The sequence below is a fragment of the Pararhizobium sp. DWP1-1-3 genome, assembly GCF_049896125.1.
In the GTDB taxonomy this organism is placed as follows: Bacteria; Pseudomonadota; Alphaproteobacteria; order Rhizobiales; family Rhizobiaceae; genus Pararhizobium.
Genome location: NZ_JAFCTR010000005.1, coordinates 158632 through 174975, shown reverse-complemented (window position 1 = coordinate 174975; position 16344 = coordinate 158632). Strand labels below are relative to the sequence as shown.

At 60.7% G+C, this 16344-nt stretch carries 14 protein-coding genes and 2 pseudogenes; 11 read left to right on the top strand and 5 right to left on the bottom strand.

From position 1 onward, the window contains the following. Window positions 1-5: 5 nt before the first annotated feature. From ACP7BS_RS13540 to ACP7BS_RS13500, 9 genes are all read left to right on the top strand, one after another. Window positions 6-2093 carry an ABC transporter substrate-binding protein gene (locus ACP7BS_RS13540; protein ID WP_426238514.1) on the top strand — a complete coding sequence of 696 codons (2088 nt, stop codon included), beginning with the start codon at window positions 6-8 and terminating at the stop codon, window positions 2091-2093. A 78-nt stretch (window positions 2094-2171) separates the two neighbouring features. Next, window positions 2172-3185: an ABC transporter permease gene (locus tag ACP7BS_RS13535; protein WP_426238513.1), complete on the top strand. Its 1014-nt coding sequence runs from the start codon at window positions 2172-2174 to the stop codon at window positions 3183-3185. Then, a complete protein-coding gene (locus ACP7BS_RS13530; protein WP_426238512.1) occupies window positions 3182-4303 on the top strand; it encodes an ABC transporter permease in 1122 nt (373 codons plus the stop codon). The genes ACP7BS_RS13535 and ACP7BS_RS13530 overlap by 4 nt, the downstream gene beginning before the upstream one ends. 10 nt (window positions 4304-4313) lie before the next feature. After that, on the top strand, window positions 4314-5984 hold the full coding sequence (locus tag ACP7BS_RS13525) for an ABC transporter ATP-binding protein (RefSeq protein ID WP_426238511.1): 1671 nt from the start codon (window positions 4314-4316) through the stop codon (window positions 5982-5984). Window positions 5985-6001: 17 nt separating this feature from the next. Next, window positions 6002-7372, top strand: coding sequence for an alpha-glucosidase/alpha-galactosidase (locus ACP7BS_RS13520; protein WP_426238510.1), 1371 nt, complete (start codon window positions 6002-6004; stop codon window positions 7370-7372). Window positions 7373-7486: 114 nt separating this feature from the next. Continuing rightward, on the top strand, window positions 7487-8248 hold the full coding sequence (locus tag ACP7BS_RS13515; protein WP_426238509.1) for a hypothetical protein: 762 nt from the start codon (window positions 7487-7489) through the stop codon (window positions 8246-8248). 96 nt (window positions 8249-8344) lie between these two features. Beyond that, window positions 8345-8683, top strand: coding sequence for an ArsR/SmtB family transcription factor (locus ACP7BS_RS13510; RefSeq protein ID WP_426238508.1), 339 nt, complete (start codon window positions 8345-8347; stop codon window positions 8681-8683). Next, the gene (locus tag ACP7BS_RS13505; RefSeq protein WP_426238507.1) at window positions 8680-9120 is read left to right on the top strand and encodes an SRPBCC family protein; all 441 of its coding nucleotides are present in this window, start codon (window positions 8680-8682) and stop codon (window positions 9118-9120) included. Before ACP7BS_RS13510 ends, ACP7BS_RS13505 begins: the two co-directional genes overlap by 4 nt. After that, window positions 9117-9767, top strand: a complete 651-nt coding sequence (locus tag ACP7BS_RS13500) for a glutathione S-transferase family protein (RefSeq protein ID WP_426238506.1) — start codon at window positions 9117-9119, stop codon at window positions 9765-9767. Before ACP7BS_RS13505 ends, ACP7BS_RS13500 begins: the two co-directional genes overlap by 4 nt. 791 nt (window positions 9768-10558) lie before the next feature. Here ACP7BS_RS13500 and ACP7BS_RS13495 read toward each other — a convergent pair. After that, window positions 10559-10705: pseudogene (locus tag ACP7BS_RS13495) on the bottom strand (D-lyxose/D-mannose family sugar isomerase); the annotation flags it as partial. Between ACP7BS_RS13495 and ACP7BS_RS13490 the strand changes: the two are divergent. Beyond that, a pseudogene (locus ACP7BS_RS13490) lies at window positions 10703-11029 on the top strand (mannonate dehydratase); the annotation flags it as partial. The pseudogenes ACP7BS_RS13495 and ACP7BS_RS13490 overlap by 3 nt on opposite strands. A 19-nt stretch (window positions 11030-11048) precedes the next feature. Here ACP7BS_RS13490 and ACP7BS_RS13485 read toward each other — a convergent pair. The 4 genes from ACP7BS_RS13485 to osmF form a co-directional block, all read right to left on the bottom strand. Continuing rightward, a complete protein-coding gene (locus ACP7BS_RS13485; protein ID WP_426238505.1) occupies window positions 11049-11801 on the bottom strand; it encodes an ABC transporter permease in 753 nt (250 codons plus the stop codon). Further along, complete coding sequence (locus ACP7BS_RS13480) at window positions 11798-12736, bottom strand: ABC transporter ATP-binding protein (RefSeq protein ID WP_426238504.1); 939 nt, start codon at window positions 12734-12736, stop codon at window positions 11798-11800. The genes ACP7BS_RS13485 and ACP7BS_RS13480 overlap by 4 nt, the downstream gene beginning before the upstream one ends. Further along, complete coding sequence (locus ACP7BS_RS13475) at window positions 12733-13899, bottom strand: ABC transporter permease (RefSeq protein WP_426238503.1); 1167 nt, start codon at window positions 13897-13899, stop codon at window positions 12733-12735. The genes ACP7BS_RS13480 and ACP7BS_RS13475 overlap by 4 nt, the downstream gene beginning before the upstream one ends. A 74-nt stretch (window positions 13900-13973) precedes the next feature. Next, a complete protein-coding gene (osmF, locus tag ACP7BS_RS13470; RefSeq protein ID WP_426238502.1) occupies window positions 13974-14885 on the bottom strand; it encodes a glycine betaine ABC transporter substrate-binding protein OsmF in 912 nt (303 codons plus the stop codon). Window positions 14886-15281: 396 nt separating this feature from the next. Between osmF and ACP7BS_RS13465 the strand changes: the two genes are divergently transcribed. Beyond that, window positions 15282-16301 carry a porin gene (locus tag ACP7BS_RS13465; protein WP_426238501.1) on the top strand — a complete coding sequence of 340 codons (1020 nt, stop codon included), beginning with the start codon at window positions 15282-15284 and terminating at the stop codon, window positions 16299-16301. Window positions 16302-16344: the final 43 nt, after the last annotated feature.

Below are 16344 nucleotides of genomic sequence, written 5' to 3'. Positions count from 1 at the left end.
CGACAATGAACAGCTTTCGCCATCTGAAAACGACCAGCGCGCTGCTTTTGGGCGTGTCGGCATTCACGGTCACGGCCACGGCTTCCGAGCCGACCGTGGTGCCGGAACAGCCGGCTTTCCCGGCGCAGGGCAAGATCACCTATGTGCCGCGCGATTCCATCCTCGAATACAAGGCGCTGCCCGAATATCACGAGCCCGACTGGGTCACCGAGAAATTCGTCAAGACCGGAAAACTGCCGCCGGTCGCCGAGCGCCTGCCGAAGGAACCGCTGGTGTTCAAGACCGGCAATATGCCGGATGGAGTCGGCGTTTATGGTGACACGATGCGCCATGTCATCGGCGGACGTCCGGAAGGCTGGAACTATTCCGCCGGACAGACGCAAGGCTGGGGCGGCATCGATATCGAGATGTCCGAATGCCTGACGCGCACGGCACCGCTCTATCAGGTCGAGGCCAAGGACGTTGAACCCCTTCCGAACCTGGCAAAAAGCTGGGAATGGTCGGAAGACGGCCACAAGCTGACCATGCACCTGATCGAAGGCGCCAAATGGTCGGATGGCGTTCCCTTTTCCTCCGAAGACGTGATGTTCTACTGGGACGACAACGTCGTCGACCCGAACGTCTCGCCGCTGAATGGCGCAACGCCGGAAACCTTCGGCGAAGGCACGACACTGAAAGCCATCGATGCCAACACCGTCGAATGGACCTTCAAGGACGCCTTTCCCCGCCAATATCTCTATTCCATGGCCTATGGCACGTTCTGCCCGGGTCCGGCCCATATCCTCAAGACCAAGCATCCGAAATACGCCAAGGGCTTCACCTACGACCAATACAAGAATGGCTTCCCGCCGGAATACCTGAATATTCCGATCATGGGTGCCTGGGTTCCCGTCGAATACCGCCCGGACGACATCATCGTCATGCGCCGCAATCCCTATTATTGGAAAGTCGACGAAGCCGGCAACCAGCTGCCCTATCTCAACGAGCTGCACTATAAGCTCTCGACCTGGGCCGACCGTGACGTGCAGGCGATTGCCGGCTCTGGCGACTTCTCCAATCTCGAACAGCCCGAGAATTTCGTCGAAAGCCTGAAACGCGCGGCGCAGGAAACGGCACCGGCCCGCCTCGCCTTCGGCGCCCGCTTGATCGGCTACAATCTTTATATGAACTTCTCCGGCAATGGCTGGGGCGAGCCGGACGAACGCGGCCAGGCCGTACGCGAGCTCAACCGCAATGAAGACTTCCGCAAGGCCATCACCATGGCGGTCGATCGCAAGAAGATCGGCGAATCTCTGGTCAAAGGCCCGTTCACCGCGATCTATCCGGGCGGCTTGTCATCTGGCACCAGCTTCTACGACCGCCAGTCGACGGTCTATTATCCGTTCGATCTGGAAGGCGCCAAGGCGCTGCTCGAAAAGGCCGGCCTGAAAGACACGGACGGCAACGGCTTCGTCAACTATCCGGCAGACAAGCTGGGCGGCAAGGACGTCGAGGTCGTGCTTTTGGTCACCTCCGACTATAATACCGACAAGAACCTCGCCGAGGGCGTCGTCGGCCAGATGGAGCAGCTGGGCATCCGCGTCGTGCTCAACGCGCTTGACGGCAAGCAGCGCGATGCGGCCAACTACGGCGGCCGTTGGGACTGGATGGTGCTGCGCAACGGCGCCGAGCTGTCATCCGTGGTGCAGAACACCCCGCAGTTGGCCGCAACCGGTCCCCGCACCAGCTGGAACCACCGGGTGCCGGAAGGCGGACAGCTTGATCTGATGCCGTTCGAACAGGAGCTTGTCGATATCGTCAACAAGTTCATTGCCTCAAACGACAATGACGAGCGGACGGAGCTGATGAAACAGTACCAGAAGGTCGCCACCACCAATGTCAACTCGGTCGGGCTTACCGAATATCCGGGCGCGCTGATCGTCAACAAGCGCTTCTCCAACATTCCGGTCGGTGCGCCGATCTTCATGTTCAACTGGGCGGAAGACACGATCATCCGCGAGCGGGTGTTCGTCGCCGCCAACAAGCAGGGAGACTACGAACTGTTCCCGCAGCAGCTGCCCGGCAAACCCGGCGAAAAAGGCCCGATGAACTGATCTGCAAACTCGCTTCCCAGGCCGCGCCAAAAGCCCGGCCTGGAGAAATCCCGAAACACACAAGAGAACCTAACAGCCATGTTCCGATTTCTGCTTGTGCGCATCGCGTCAGCCATACCCGTTCTTTTCGTGCTCAGCATCGTCACCTTCGCGATCATCCAGGCACCGCCGGGCGACTATAGCGACTATATCCGGTCGCAGATGATCAACCAGGGCGGCGCATCCTTCGAGGAAGCCGACGCCCAGGCGCAGGCCTACAAGATCGCCAACGGTCTGGATAAGCCGATGGTCGTCCAGTACGTCAACTGGATCACCGGCATCGTCACCCGCGGCGATTTCGGCCATAGCCTGTTCTACAACAAGCCCGTTTCCGAGGTCGTCGGCGAGCGCCTGCCGCGCACGCTGGCTTTGGCGCTGGTCTGCCATATCCTCGCCTCCATCATCGGCATCACCTTCGGTATCCTTGCAGCCACCCGGCAATATACCTGGGTCGACAGCCTGCTCTCCGGCATATCCTTCCTCGGCATGACGGTGCCGCGCTTTCTGATGGCGCTGATCATCGTCTACATCATGGTGTTCCATTTCAACGTCACCGAGATCAACAGCTTCCACTCCGCCAAATATGGCGGCGCCCCCTGGTCCTGGGACAAGTTCGTCGATCTCCTGAAACATGTCTGGCCGGTCATCGCCATCGCCACATTCGGCGGCCTCGCCTACAATATGCGGGTGATGCGCGGCAATCTGCTCGATACGCTGAACGCCCAATATGTCGAGACCGCGCGTGCCAAGGGTCTCTCCGAACGCGCCGTCATCATGCGCCACGCGGTACCGAACGCGCTGCATCCGCTGGTCATGTATCAGGGCGTCGTGCTGCCCTACATGCTGACCGGCGAGATCGAGACCGCGATCATCTTCGCGCTGCCGACCGTCGGCCCGGCCATTGTCGGCTCCATGTGGGTCGGTGACGTCTACGTCACCGCGACCTTCATGCTGGTTCTGTCCGCAACCCTGATCGTCGGCAACATCATCGCCGACATGCTTTTGGCGCTGCTCGATCCGCGCGTCCGTCTGGGCGGAGGAGCGCACGCATGAAAGCCGATGTCCAAACAACCATCGTCGTCCCGGCGCCGCCGGCCAGCCACGGCAACGAGACCTATTCGGCGCTGGTCTGGCGCCGCCTGAAACGCTCCTGGACCGGCATGGCGGGCCTCGTCCTCGTCTGCCTCTTGATGCTGATGACGATCTTTGCCGAGTTCTTTTCTCCCGTCGATCCAAAACTCACCGGCGTCGCCTTCGCCCCGCCGCAGACGATCTCGATCACCGACCAGGAGGGCAACCTCGTCTGGCCGCGCGCCTATCAGATCGGCGAAGGCACCGAGCTTGACCCGATCACCTTCCAGCCGATCGTCGGTCCGGATTATGCCAACCCGAAAAATCTCGGTTTCTTCGTCAAGGGTTTTGGCTACCGCCTGCTCGGCCTGATCCCGACCGACCGCCATTTCTTCGGCGCCACAGACGGCACGCCGGTCAATTTCCTCGGCACCGACAAGTTCGGCCGCGATGTCCTGTCGCGCATCTTCTACGGCTCCCGCGTTTCGCTGATGATCGCGCTGACGGTGGTGTTCATCGTCACCGTCGTCGGCACCACGGTCGGCATGGTCTCGGGCTATTTCGGCGGCCGCTTCGATATCTGGATGCAGCGTTTCGTCGAGCTGGTTCTCGCCTTCCCGCAATTGCCGCTCTATCTGGCGCTGACCTCGCTGATCCCGGTGACGGCGCCGACCCACGTCTTCCTCGCCTTCGTCATCTTCGTCATGTCGGCGCTCGGCTGGGCGCAGATGTCGCGCGAGGTGCGCGGCAAGACGCTGGCGCTCGCCCGGATCGAATATGTGCGGGCCGCCATGGCCATCGGCGCCACCGATAGGCGCATCATCTTCCAGCACATTTTCCCCAATGTGATGAGCCACGTGATCGTCTCGGTGACGCTGGCAATCCCAAGCGTCGTTCTGCTCGAATCCTTCCTCGGCTTCCTCGGCTTTGCGGTCAAACCGCCGCTGATGTCCTGGGGGCTGATGCTGCAGGATACCGCCACCTATTCCGTCATCGGGTCCTATCCGTGGATCCTTTCCCCCGTGGCCTTCGTGCTGATCACCGTCTTTGCGTTCAATGCGCTGGGCGACGGCCTGCGCGACGCCGTCGACCCGTACTGAGGAGACGACCATGGCACTCGTGGACATCAGCCTGCTTGCCCCCGAACAACGGCACGACCATGCCGCATCCGTCGGTGCGCCGATCATCGACGCCCGCCACGTCGCCGTCACCTTCAAGGTCGAGGGCGGATCGGTCGATGCGGTGAAGAACGTCTCCTTCCAGCTCTATCGCGGCGAGACCATCGCGGTTGTCGGCGAATCCGGCTCGGGAAAATCGGTAACCGCCCGCACGGTCATGGGCCTGCTCACCAAGCGCGCCTCGGTCTCAGACAAATCGAGCATCGCCTATGACGGCAAGAACGTGCTGAAATTCTCCGACCGCCAGCGCCGGGCGCTGCGCGGCAACCGCATCTCGATGATCTTCCAGGAGCCGATGAGCTCGCTCAACCCCGTCTACACGATCGGCGCCCAGATCATCGAAGCGATCCGCGTGCACCAGAAGATGAGCCGCAAACAGGCGATGGAACGCACGCTGGAACTGTTGCGCCAGGTGCAGATCCCGGATCCGGAAGCCCGTCTCAACCAGTATCCGCACCAGCTGTCCGGCGGCCAGCGCCAGCGCATCATGATCGCCATGGCGCTCGCCAACAGCCCCGACGTTCTGATCGCCGACGAGCCGACCACCGCACTCGACGTCACCGTGCAGGCGCAGATCCTCAACCTCATCCGCGACCTGCAGAAGACGCTCGGCATGGCGGTGATCCTGATCACGCATGACCTCACCGTCGTGCGGCAGTTCTCCGACTACGTCTATGTCATGCAGAACGGCGAGGTGAAGGAACACAACACCACATCTGCGCTCTTCCAGAACCCGCAGCATCCCTATACCCGCCACCTGCTCAATTCCGAGCCGAAAGGCATGGCCAATCCGATGCCGGTCGATTCCGCCGCCATCCTCGAAGGCCGCAATGTGCGCGTCTCCTTCATGCTCAAGCACGGTGGCTTCTTCAAGCCGCAGCTGAAGGAGCTGGTCGCGGTCGACAGCCTGTCGATCAAGCTTCACCGCCACGAGACGCTCGGCATTGTCGGCGAATCCGGCTCAGGAAAGACCACCTTCGGCCAGGCGCTGGTAAAATTGCTCACCGCAGACGGCGGCGAAATCCTGTTCGATGGCCAATCGATCGAAAAGAAGACCCGCAACGAAATGCGTCCCTTGCGCTCGCGCATGCAGATCGTCTTCCAGGACCCGTTCTCCTCGCTCAATCCGCGCATGTCGGTCGGCCAGATCATCGAGGAAGGCCTGATCGTCAACAGGCTCGGCGCAACCCGCAACGAGCGTCTGGAGCGGGTGAAGGAAGCGCTGAACAGCGCCGGCCTGCCGAACAATATCCTGTCACGCTTCCCGCACGAATTCTCCGGCGGCCAGCGCCAGCGTATCGCCATTGCCCGTGCGATAGCACTGGAGCCAGAATTCATCCTGCTCGACGAGCCCACTTCGGCGCTCGATCTCTCGGTGCAGGCCCAGATCATCGAGCTGCTGCGCAAGCTGCAGGACGAGAAAGGACTGAGCTACCTCTTCATCTCCCACGATCTGAAAGTCGTACGCGCGCTCTGCCACCGGGTGGTGGTGATGCAGCATGGCAGGATCGTCGAAGAGGGCCCGGTCGAAGACGTGCTTACCCATCCCAAGACCGCCTACACCGAACGGCTCGTCCGCGCCGCCTTCGAAGTAGCCGCCTAAAGCAAAGAGGCTTATCCATGACGAGACAACCCAAGATCACCTTTATCGGCGCGGGCTCGACCGTGTTCATGAAAAACATCATCGGCGACGTGCTGCAGCGCCCGGCGCTGTCGGGCGCCAGGATCGCCCTGATGGACATCAATCCGCAGCGGCTGGAGGAAAGCGAAATCGTCGTCCGCAAGCTGATTTCGACGCTCAGTGCCAAGGCCACCATCGAGCAGCATTCCAATCAAAGGAAGGCTCTCGAAGGCGCAGATTTCGTCGTCGTCGCCTTCCAGATCGGCGGCTACGAGCCCTGCACGGTCACCGATTTCGAAGTGCCGAAGAAATACGGCCTGCGGCAAACCATCGCCGATACGCTCGGCGTCGGCGGCATCATGCGCGGCCTGCGCACCGTGCCGCATCTCTGGTCGATCTGCGAGGATATGATGCAGGTCTGCCCCGAGGCGATCCTGTTGCAATACGTCAACCCGATGGCGATCAACACCTGGGCGATCGCGGAGAAATATCCGAAGATCAAGCAGGTCGGCTTGTGCCATTCGGTCCAGGGCACGGCAATGGAACTGGCGCTTGATCTCGACATTCCCTATGAGGAAATCCGCTATCGTTCGGCCGGCATCAACCACATGGCCTTCTTCCTGAAGTTCGAGCATCGCCAGCCGGACGGCTCCTATCGCGATCTCTATCCCGATCTGCTGCGCGGCTACCGCGAAGGCCGGGCACCAAAACCGACCTGGAACCCGCGCTGCCCCAACAAGGTGCGCTACGAGATGCTGACCCGGCTTGGCTATTTCGTCACCGAAAGCTCGGAGCATTTTGCCGAATACACGCCGTATTTCATCAAGGAAGGCCGTCCCGACCTGATCGAGAAATTCGGTATCCCACTGGATGAATATCCCAAGCGCTGCATCGAGCAGGTGGAAAAATGGAAGGGTCAGGCCGCCGCCTATCGCTCCGCCGACAAGATCGAGGTCAAGCAATCCAAGGAATACGCCTCATCGATCATGAACTCGGTCTGGACCGGCGAACCCTCGGTGATCTACGGCAACCAGCGCAACAACGGCTGCATCACCTCGCTGCCGGACAATTGCGCCGTCGAAGTGCCCTGCCTGGTCGATGAAAACGGCATCCAGCCGACCTATGTCGGCGCCCTGCCGCCGCAACTGACCGCGCTGATCCGCACCAATATCAACGTGCAGGAGCTGACGGTTGCAGCCATGATGACCGAAAACCGTGAGCATCTCTATCATGCTGCCATGATGGATCCGCATACGGCCGCCGAACTTGATCTCGACCAGATCTGGTCGCTCACCGACGACCTGCTCGCCGCCCACGGCACCTGGATCCCGGAATGGGCCCGCGTGTCGAAGAAGGTCCAGGCCGCGTAACGTCCCTCCCCGTTGCGCGGTAAGGAGGCCCCGGAACAATAATTCCGGGGTTTTCCTTTTGCGCCGGGTATGGTCGAAAGGATGACGCACCGCCGATATCAGCAGGAGACAGAGATGCCCGTCAGTTCCACCATCGAAACGCTTGCCCGCCAGTTGTTGGACGCCGATAGCCAGGGAATCCGGCTGTCTTCCGCATCGCTGACCGAACCCAGCACCTCAGCGGAAGCCTTTGCCGTGCAGCGCGAAACGCTCTCCCTGAACAATTGGTTGACCGGCGGCTACAAGGTGGCGATCCGCCCGGACGGCAGCTCGGTCTCCGCGCCGATGGCGCATATCACCCATGCCAGCGAATCTGGCACCGCCGGCTTCGAGCGCCCCGCCGTCGATGCCTTGGAGGTGGAAATCTGCTTCGTGCTCGGCAAGGATCTCGCCGTCCCCGGCGGTACCCCCTACACCCGCGAAACCCTGCTCGATCATGTCGCCACCATCTCTTCCGGCGTCGAGTTCCTCGGCCACCGCCTGGACGACGGCGGCAAGTCGCCTGCCCTGCTGTTCCTCGCCGACCGTCTCGGCAATGCCGGCTACGTCCTGGGCGAAGAACTGCCGGCGACAATGATCGAACCCGGCCAGGCCTATCCGCTGACCATCACCATCAACGGCGACACCGTCTTTACCGGCCCCGGCAAACACCCCAACGGCGACCCCGTCGCCGCCTTCCTGCTGTTCGCCAACGCCCTGACCGAACCCGTCGCCAAGGGCCGTATCATCACCACCGGCAGCCTCTGCGGCGCCATCCCGACCCCCGCCCGCGCCGCCATCGCCATCAGCGGATTTACGACCCTGACGGTCACGGCCGCATCGACGCGCGAGGGGTGATGCGGCTTTATCTGACGGCACCAAAACCCTAATGGCTCTGGGCGGAAACCCTCAGACCAGTTGACTCCAACGGTGCAATCAGCAATAGTTCACCACATGGTGAACTATCAAGCCTCACAGATGGACCGCACATTCTCAGCGCTCGCCGACCCCACCCGTCGAGCCATTCTGCTGCGGCTGAACGATGAACCCGGGCTTTCGATAAGCGAGCTGGCCAAGCCGTTTTCGCAAAAGCTTCCAGGCATGATGAAGCATCTGGATGTTTTGGCTGAGGCGGGGTTGATCACACGGGCGAAAACCGGTCGCACGGTCTCGGTGAACCTTTCCGTCGAGCCGATGCAAGCGGCAATGGAATGGCTCAATCGATATGAACGCTTGTGGACGGTGAGCATCGATCGGCTTGCTGCGCTTGTGGAAGAGGAAGGCGGGCAATGACCAAAAATCTTCCAAGTGTAACAATTGTACGCAGAATTAAGGCCCCGCCTGCCAAGGTTTACGCGGCGATCACACAGCCCGAACTCATGTTGCAGTGGTGGGGTCCGGATGCAGGGCCAACGATTGGCGCTGAGGCGGACGTGCGACCGGGAGGCCGCTTTAGCGTGGTATTCCGGCTGCTGAACGGCGATGAGCATAACCCCACCGGGGTCTATCAGGATGTTATTCCAGACAAGAAGCTTGTTTTCACCTGGGAATGGCCTGGGATGCCAGAGCGCGAGTCGCTGGTCACGTTTCTGCTTGAGCCATTTGACGGCGGCACCGAGCTAACCCTCATCCACGAGCAGCTCCCCGACGAAGAAGCGCGCAAAAGTCATGAGGCAGGTTGGAGCGGCCTCCTCGATAAACTGCCAGTTTTTCTTGGAGATGCCAGATGAGCGAGTTGATCCTCACCACCTTCGACTGGGTTCCCGAAATGCCGCGCGGCTATGTGCGTGACATAAGAGTGCGCTGGGCCCTGGAAGAGGCCGGGTTGGCCTATCGGGTCGAAAGCGTTCCATTTGACGATCGGACTGCCGAACATTTCGCCCACCAACCGTTCGGTCAGGTGCCGTGGCTGACCGATGGAGACATCTCGATCTTCGAGAGCGGCGCGATCCTCCTTCATCTCGGCGAGCGGAGTGACGCGCTGATGCCTGCCGATCCGCACGGTCGCAGCAAGGCTAAGGAATGGCTGTTTGCGGGTCTGAATTCCGTCGAGGCGGCAAGTCTGCCATGGTCCCTGTTTATCTTTTCCGGCAACACCGGTGACACACCCGTATGGAAGCTATTTGACGGCTTCCTTCACCAGCACCGGCTCATGCACCTGGAGCCGGTGCTGGCGGGATGCGAATGGCTGGCCGGAAGCTTTTCCGTGGCCGACATCCTGATGGCAGATGTGCTACGCCTCGTCGATCGGTTCGATGGACTGGTGAAATATCCCGCCTGTCGCGATTATGTTGCCCGCGCCATAGCCCGCCCGTCGTTTAAAAAGGCACATGCAGACCAGATGGCGCATTTTGCGGCGGCAGATTCAACGCGGTAAAACCCTTCGGCGCAGGTAGCATGGCTTGGCTATCATCTAAAACTTGCTTCACGTCCCAACTGCAGCGCGTTTCTGTGCTGTTACGATATACATCGCCACCACCCACAATCAGCATCAGCCGCAAAAAATTATCCCCGTTCATCCCCGCTCTGAAATCCTGGCGTATGATGATCCTTGTTTCCACCGCCGGAGTGTTTCGCGAGACGGTCGCGGGCAGGTGGGAGCCGGCGCCCTGTGCCAAAGCCGTAACGTGCGGTCAAGGTCAGGGTGATGCGTGCCGGGTGGTTCGTCAATGAGCCTCCTCAGATGTCTCCCCCGGGCTGCCAGGTCCGGTTTGGTTGAGCCATGCAAGCAGGAGGATTCTCTCCTGTGCAGCGAGACAGTGCCGCATTTGAAGGGGCCGGAAGCCTCGAAAAACGCCGAAGGCCACGCAGATGCGGAGCCATTTTATTAAACTACCCCGAGGTTCCGCATTTGCGTGCGCCCTCCGACTGACCAGATCAACCGTACCGGTTTTCCCGGGTGCGGCCGCTGTTGCGTGTTCTTTGATATTCTGTGAAGCCTCATTGAGGCCCATTGTTTGACCCGGTGGTTCTCTGCACTCCGTCATGCTCGCCCTCGTGGCGGGCATCCAGCCACCGCGCGTCGCGCGGTGAAAAAACTCACCTGCCACACGGATAAAGAATCCCTTGCGCCGCAGACGCGGCGCGCTGGATCCCGGAACACGTCCGGGATGACGGGGAAACTGGGAGCGCCACTCCGACTAAAAACATCCGGCAGATGCTCGCCGCCTACCGCAACCATCCCGCATAATCCGCCACCAGCAGATGCAGCGACGCCTCGTCCTCCTCGATGCCGGAAAACCGCGTCACCGCCGGATCCTCGAAGATATTGTCGGTATTGTCGTTGACGGTGGAGACCTCGGCGGCGAAGACGTCGGAATGGCAAAACACTTCGCCAGCCGCATCCATTTCGCCCATCTGCGCAATGTCACCAAGGAACCGGACGGCTCCTTCATCGAATCCGAGCATCTGGCCGGTGACGTCAACATGGTCTCGCTGATCTCGATTTTGCGCGCCGAGGAGCGGCGGCGCGAGACGGAAGGCCGTAGCGACACCGTCATTCCGATGCGTCCCGACCATGGCCACCTGTTGATCGACGACAACAAAAAGACGGTCAATCCCGGCTATTCCTGCATTGGCCGCCTCAAGGGCCTTGCCGAACTGCGCGGCGTCATCGCCGCTGTCGATCAATTGACGTAGAAAGAGTGTTGGCACGGGATCAGGCCCGTGCAGAGAGGCCTGCGCGCCGCGCCAGCAAACGCTCGATCGCCGAAAACCCGTCATAGATCAGCACGGCGAGAGCCCCGACGATCAGGCCCCCCTGCAGAACGAAAGCAATATTGTTGGATTGCAGCCCGGCAATGATGACTTCACCCAGCGTCTTGGCGGCCACCGTCGAGCCGATCGTTGCGGTGGCGAGACTGATCACGACCGACAGCCGGATGCCGGCCAGGATGACCGGCATGGCCAGCGGCAATTCCACCTTGAAGAGGCGCTGGCGATCCGTCATGCCGGAGCCACGGGCCGCCTCCATCACCGAGGGCGGCAAGGTCGTCAGTCCCGTCAGCGTGTTTTCGAAGATCGGCAGCAAGCCATAGAGAAACAGCGCCACCAGTGTCGGCTTCTCGCCGAAACCGAGAACCGGCACTGCTAAGGCCAGCACGGCGACCGGCGGAAATGTCTGCCCGACATTGACCAGGCTGCGCGACAAAGGCAGGAATTCCGCCCCGAAAGATCGCGTGACCAGAATGGCCAGCGTCACCGCGACGATGATGGCACCGGTCGTGGCAATGGCGACGGTGCGCAGATGCAGCAGCGTCAGCGTCAGCAGGCTGCCCTGATTGTAGATCGCCGGCGCATTCTCCTGCACCAACGGTTTCAACAGCGGATCAAACCAGCCGGGCGCCAGGAGAAAGGCGATCAGGACAACCAGCAGCGCCGCGCGCAGGAGATGCGGGATCCAGGCCTTCATTGCGTTTTTGCTGCACGCCTGGTCAGCCCCTCCAAGGTGACCCGGCCAAGAATCCTGCCATCGGCAGCGGCGACCGGCAAGGCTGCCCGGCCGGTCCACAGCAGTTCGGAGAGCGCATCGCGCTGGCTCACCGTTTCCGCCAACGGCTTTCCATCCGCCGCTCCCGGCTCGACGGCATCGCCTGCGGTTTCGATCGACAGCAGCCGGAACGGCCGCTCGCTGGTACCGATCAGCGTCTGGACGAACTCGGTTGCCGGATCTTTCACCAGTTCGGCGGGCTTACCATATTGAACAAGCGCGCCCTTATCCATCACTGCGATCTTGTGGGCGAGGTGAAACGCCTCGTCCATGTCATGCGTGACCAGTACGATCGTCGTGCCCAACAACCGCTGGATAGCCAGCAGGTCCGCCTGTGCCTTCGCCCGGATGATCGGATCGAGGGCACCGAAGGGCTCATCCATCAACAGCACGTTCGGTTCGGCTGCCAAAGCCCGCGCCACGCCGACACGTTGCTGCTGGCCGCCAGAAAGCTCGTGCGGAAAACGCGCCGAAAACGCGGCAGGATCAAGCTGAAACAGCGTCAGAAGCTCCGTGACCTTGGCATCGATTCGCGGCTTGTCCCAGCCGAGCAGCACCGGCACCGTGGCAATGTTCTGCGCGACGGTGCGATGCGGAAACAGCCCATGTCCCTGGATGGCGTAGCCGATCCGGCGGCGCAGTTCGAAACCCGGCATCGAGCGATTATCCTCACCATCCAGACGGATCGTTCCGGCCGTCGGCTCGACCAGCCGGTTGATCATCCGCAGCAGCGTCGTCTTGCCTGAGCCGGACGTGCCGACAATGACCGTCACGGTGCGCGGCTCGATCATCATCGACACATTGTTGACGACCGTGCTGTCGTCATAGCGCTTGGTGATCCCATTGATTTCGATCATGCGGCCCTGCTTGTTTCTCGCTGAGGAGCGTTCATTTCAATCAGCGCATCGAGCACGATCGCCGCTGCGAAGGCCAGCACGACCGTCGGCACTGCCCCAAGCAGCACCAAGTCCATCGCCGTCTGGCCGATACCTTGGAACACGAAGACGCCGAAACCGCCGCCGCCGATCAGCGCTGCAATCGTCGCAAGGCCGATATTCTGCACCAGCACGATACGGATGCCGGTGAGAATGACCGGCATTGCCAGCGGAAACTCGATCCCGAACAGCCGCTGCCGATCCGTCATGCCGATGCCCCGCGCAGCCTCGTTTGCCTCGCGCGGCACGCCCGCAAGGCCAACCACGGTATTGGCGACCACCGGCAGCAGTGAATAGAGAAACAGTGCGACGAAGGCGGGAGCGGCACCAATGCCGCGAATGCCGATGGCGGCGGCCCCCGGCACGTTGACGGCGATCCAGCCAAGCGGTGCGATGAGAATGCCGAACAGGGCAATCGACGGTATCGTCTGGATCAGATTCAGCGTGTTGAGCACGCCAGCCCGCAAAGGCGCCACCCGGTGGCAGAGAATGCCGAGCGGCAGCCCGACCAGAACCGAGGCAAACAGCGATCCAAGCGCCAGTTTCACATGCCTCCCGGCCTCCAGCCAGAACACATCGGCCCGGCCCGAATATTCCTTGAGAATCGACAGCCCGTCCCACAGCCCCGACATCAGGATCGCGGCGGCCCCACCCAGCGTGATCGCCAGAAGCAGGACCCTGACCAGCGGCAGCGGCCGCAGCCGTGTGATCGAATCGGCAGCAAGCAGGGCGAAGGAAAATAGCAGGATCCAGAAGCCGGAAGCCGGAGAAACCCGGGCGTAGGTGTTGGATGGCGGCGTCAGAAACGTCGCAGCCATCCCGATGAACACGGCAATAGCAGCCAGACCCGCTGCCGCGACAAACAGCCGAAGACGTGTCGGCGTCTTTAAAAGAACGATCAGCGCCGCGCCGACCATCAGCCCCAAAAGGAGCAAACTTGCTCCATCGGGCAAGGCATCGAGGATGCCCTTTGCATCGCCAGGTACGATGCGGTTAGCACGAAAGGTTGCAAATGGCGCGGCCAGCGCCCCGTATGCGATCAGCAGCGCAATGACCACGCCGAGCTTGTCGAAGCGAATGTTCAAACTGCCATCCCCACCCCATTCAGGCCGGCTCCTTTTCAGGAGCCGGCCGTTTCACGGCAGCCTATTCAAACGGCTTATTTCAGGAAACCGTTCTTCTTCAAAAAGTCTTCCGCGACCGCCTTTGCCGGTTCGCCGCCAACCTGAACGCGGCCGTTCAGATCCTGCAGGGTCACCAGATCGAGCTTCTCGAACACCGCCTTCAGCAAGGTTTCGATTTCCGGATGATCTTTCAGAACCGCCTCGCGGATGATCGGCGCCGGCTGGTAGACGGGCTGCACCGACTTGTCGTCTTCCAGGACGACGAGGCCCGATGGCGCGATGCCGCCATCCGTGCCGTAGACCATGGCGGCATTGGCACCATTTGTCTGGTTGGCCGCAGCCGAAATCGTCGCTGCGGTATCGCCGCCCGAAAGCGTGATCAGCTGGTCCGATTTCAACGTGAAGCCGTAAGTCGTCTGGAATGCCGGCAAAGCTGCAGCCGAATTGACGAATTCGGAGGAGGCCGCCAGCACGACCGTGCCGCCGCCGGCAACATATTTTCCGAAATCGCTGAAAGTCTTGATGCTGCTGGCATCGGCCAGATCCTTGCGCACCGCGACGGCCCAGGTGTTGTTGGCCGGCGACGGTGACAACCAGACGATCTTGTTGGCATCGTAGTCGAGCTTCTTGGCTTCGGCGTAGCCCTTGGCGGCATCCTTCCAGAGCGGATCGTCGGCCTTCTCGAAGAAGAAGGCGGCATTGCCGGTGTATTCCGGATAGATATCGATCTCGCCCGCGGCGATCGCCTTGCGCACGACCGGCGTCGCGCCAAGTTGGACCCGATCGGTCGTCTCGATATTGTTGGCCTTGAGAACGGCGAGGATGATATTGCCCAGTACGCCACCCTCGGTGTCGATCTTCGAGGATACGACGACCTGAGCATTGGCCGCAGCCGTGGAAACGAGTACCGCCAAGGCGGTCCCGATCAATGTTGTTTTCAGACGCACGATAATTCTCCCTTGAAACTGTTCACAATTTCTCCCACGCCCGCCCGCATTCGTCGGGGCATAAACTGCCATATGTGGCGAGGATCGGAGAAAAATAGAGCGTGAGAAAGGGAATTTGCGCAGTCGATGGATTGGGGGGGATCGTGAGGATATCACGGCGGCATGACGAGATGCGGTGTACTGCGATCGGGTCGTGCCGCCGCGCAATATTTCGCCCTCGATTCTAACCCCGATCGGAGCACGGATTGAAGCCTTCAACCCAAGGCAGGTCTACGCTGTCATCAAAGTGTTAATGCTGCTTTGTATGCAAAGACGGTCATCGTCTGATGGCGCCGATGGTTTATTGGCAAAAATTGCGATCAGCGGCTTCACTGTTACAAAAGCTGGGGATTTATCGTGAAGAAAACCATTGTTTTGTCGTCGGCAATCCTACTGACCGCATTTGCGAATACGCAAGCCGCCGACGCGATTATGACCGCCGAACCGGAATCCCTGGAATATGTCCGCGTCTGCGACGCCTATGGCAACGGCTATTTCTACATTCCTGGCACCGAGACCTGTCTGTCCATCGGCGGCTATATCCGCTTCGAGGGACGGTTTGGCCGTAACCGGGCCGGCACGTCGGACTGGTCCTTCTGGAACCGCGGCCAGATGACGCTTTCGACCAAGAATGATACCGAGTTTGGCACGCTGGCCGGCGTCATCACGTTGCGCGGCAATATCGAGAGAAGTGATTCCTCGTCGACCTTCCTGCAGGAAGCCTATATCGATATCGCCAACCTGCGCGCCGGCATGCAATACAGCTGGTGGGACAATGATCGCAGCATGAGCGGCGAGACGGACGTGGTCTCCAGCAACCAGACCGTTCACAATTCGATCCGCTATATGTTTGCCGACACAAAGACTTTCAGCGCTGGCGTAGCCGTGGACGAACTCGAGGAACGCTACCGCACCAAGCCCGGCGAAGGCCCCAACAATGTCGGTATCGGGGGCCAGATCTTTGGAGCGTCCGGTGCCATCAGCGGATACCTGTTGGGCAGCTACGACACCGATACCGAAGAGGGCGCTGTTCGCGCAATCGGCTATCTGGATATCGGATCAACCCAGCTGGGCGTCTACGGCATCTGGGCAAGCGGTGCCAACTACTATTTCGAAGAGGCGGAATGGAGCCTTGGCGCCCAATACGTCATCAAGGTCAATGACAAGCTTTCGTTGACACCGGGCGTTCAGTATCTGAGCAACATTGATCTCGACGCCAATGGCGATTTTACCGGCGGAGACACTTGGCGCGCCGGCCTGACTGTCGACTACAAGATCATCACCAATCTTGCGACCAAGATCAGCGTTCAATATATCGATCCTGACAATGCGCAGGAACAGGTCCAGGGCTTCGTTCGCCTGCAGCGCAACTTCTGATCCCCAAAGGGCCGGGAGCTTTGCAAAGACCGGGCTTTCTGAT

Bases quoted from the DNA above. Each gene is read 5' to 3' on its own strand.
- ACP7BS_RS13525 (WP_426238511.1), top strand. From the start codon at position 4,314: ATGGCACTCGTGGACATCAGCCTGCTTGCCCCCGAACAACGGCACGAC.
- ACP7BS_RS13510 (WP_426238508.1), top strand. From the start codon at position 8,345: ATGGTGAACTATCAAGCCTCACAGATGGACCGCACATTCTCAGCGCTC.
- ACP7BS_RS13480 (WP_426238504.1), bottom strand. From the start codon at position 12,736: ATGATCGAAATCAATGGGATCACCAAGCGCTATGACGACAGCACGGTC.
- ACP7BS_RS13535 (WP_426238513.1), top strand. From the start codon at position 2,172: ATGTTCCGATTTCTGCTTGTGCGCATCGCGTCAGCCATACCCGTTCTT.
- ACP7BS_RS13500 (WP_426238506.1), top strand. From the start codon at position 9,117: ATGAGCGAGTTGATCCTCACCACCTTCGACTGGGTTCCCGAAATGCCG.
- ACP7BS_RS13485 (WP_426238505.1), bottom strand. From the start codon at position 11,801: ATGAAGGCCTGGATCCCGCATCTCCTGCGCGCGGCGCTGCTGGTTGTC.
- ACP7BS_RS13520 (WP_426238510.1), top strand. From the start codon at position 6,002: ATGACGAGACAACCCAAGATCACCTTTATCGGCGCGGGCTCGACCGTG.
- ACP7BS_RS13540 (WP_426238514.1), top strand. From the start codon at position 6: ATGAACAGCTTTCGCCATCTGAAAACGACCAGCGCGCTGCTTTTGGGC.
- ACP7BS_RS13505 (WP_426238507.1), top strand. From the start codon at position 8,680: ATGACCAAAAATCTTCCAAGTGTAACAATTGTACGCAGAATTAAGGCC.
- ACP7BS_RS13530 (WP_426238512.1), top strand. From the start codon at position 3,182: ATGAAAGCCGATGTCCAAACAACCATCGTCGTCCCGGCGCCGCCGGCC.
- ACP7BS_RS13515 (WP_426238509.1), top strand. From the start codon at position 7,487: ATGCCCGTCAGTTCCACCATCGAAACGCTTGCCCGCCAGTTGTTGGAC.